The 1,478-nt window shown below is 41.9% G+C and carries 2 protein-coding genes; one reads left to right on the top strand and one right to left on the bottom strand.

Annotation, left to right across the window (positions count from 1 at the left end; all coding sequences use genetic code 11):
• A partial coding sequence (locus IQ270_RS30220) for a DUF3037 domain-containing protein (RefSeq protein ID WP_193976773.1) occupies positions 1-775 on the top strand: 775 nt, incomplete at its 5' end.
• Between the two features lie 218 nt (positions 776-993).
• Here the strand turns inward: IQ270_RS30220 and IQ270_RS30215 are convergent.
• Positions 994-1,478: hypothetical protein (locus IQ270_RS30215; RefSeq protein ID WP_339384271.1), on the bottom strand; the 485-nt coding region annotated here is incomplete at its 5' end.

The raw sequence follows: 1,478 nt of genomic DNA, 5'->3' as shown, positions 1-1,478 counted from the left end.
GATTAATATTGGCGTTGTTGCTTTTGATGACAATGATGTGCGCGTACAATTTTTGAATAATTGGAGTCGAGTGCAGGCTTTTGGTCGCGAAGATATTCCTTTTCTCAGAGACTTTGCGAAACGAATGAACTTCGCCGCCAGTGAGGGTTTGCTTTTTCCCGGAGATGAGCCAGATGGCACTCCTAAACATGAGCGATTAAAAAAAATTGCACAGGGTTGGATTAACAGTATTCAATTCACAGAACCTCACGGCTCTTTAGATAATGTCGAGAATTTATTAGAAGATATCGCGCAGACTTACCTGGTTAATGTAGTTCCTACAAAAACTAAGCGAAATCGCCAAGATGCTGCGAGAATTACAACTTCTATAATTAGAAAAACTCTTATATCCTATGATGATAAACCTGCTTTAAAAGAAATGCTAAAAAATGATTTTCCTGTAAAAGGAAGTCATAAAGAACACAGGTTTGATGCGGTTGTTGCTAACGGTCAACCTTACTTAGTCGCGCATGGAATTTCCTTTGAAGTTTACCCGCCTGAAACTTTGCAAGATTCTATTTCTTGGATGATTTCAGATGTCAAAGAATCTGACACTAAATTGCCTATAGGAATTGTTGCACTTCCCCCAAAACAAGAGTGGCAGGATTATGAAAAACTAAACAAAGTGTATAAAACAACTATCTCAACTTACAGGAGTTTGGGGGCGGAAGTTTTGCAAGAAAATGAAGTACAACCTTGGGCTTCTCAGATTATTGATAAGTTAGTTGCAATGTAATGAGTAGTAATGAATAGGGTGCGTCATACCAATTTAATGTGAATTTGCATATATTTCGATCCCCCTAAATCCCCCTTAAGAAGGGGGACTTTGAGAAGAATCTTGTCCCCCCCTTATTAAGGGGGGTTAGGGGGGATCAGATTCTACGGGGCCTCATAAAAAATTGGTATCAGTCATCAATTCTCTGCTAATAGCGATCGTTCTTCCCCTGACGCACCCTACAGACTATCAGGAAAACCAGGGATACTAGGTGGCTTATCTGAAACTTTTTTGCGAGATTTAGAAGCTGTCTTTTTACCTCCTTTCGCTTTCCCCTCCGCCGCTTTCCCTCCCAGAATTTCCTCTTGATGGCGTTTCAGATTCAATTCAAGCAACCTCGCTAATACTTCATCGTGGATTTCTTCAGGCCATTTATACCGCCAAGGTTTTTTCTTCTGGCGTTTGCTAATTCCTTCGCTTTCTTCCTCTTCTTCTTCGTAGTCGAGGATGAATTCGCAGTCGGTGGAGATGTCTGTCCACCCGTAGGCGTTTAATACGGCTTGATCGCATTCTTGATGTAATTGTCGCAGTTTTATTATATCCGGGTGGCGATCGTCCGGGTTGTGGAACCGGTTGTAGGTTTCGGTGAGTCCCTGGTTGTTGCGTATCATTAAGGCGGCGCGGTATTCGTAGTAGGTTTTGCCTATTTCTTCTAGGGTGGGGT

Origin of the sequence: Microcoleus sp. LEGE 07076 (assembly GCF_015207455.1) — a bacterium.
Lineage (GTDB): Bacteria > Cyanobacteriota > Cyanobacteriia > Cyanobacteriales > Microcoleaceae > Microcoleus.
The sequence above is the reverse complement of the archived record's forward strand: the minus strand, read 5'-3'. Positions and strand labels throughout refer to the sequence as shown.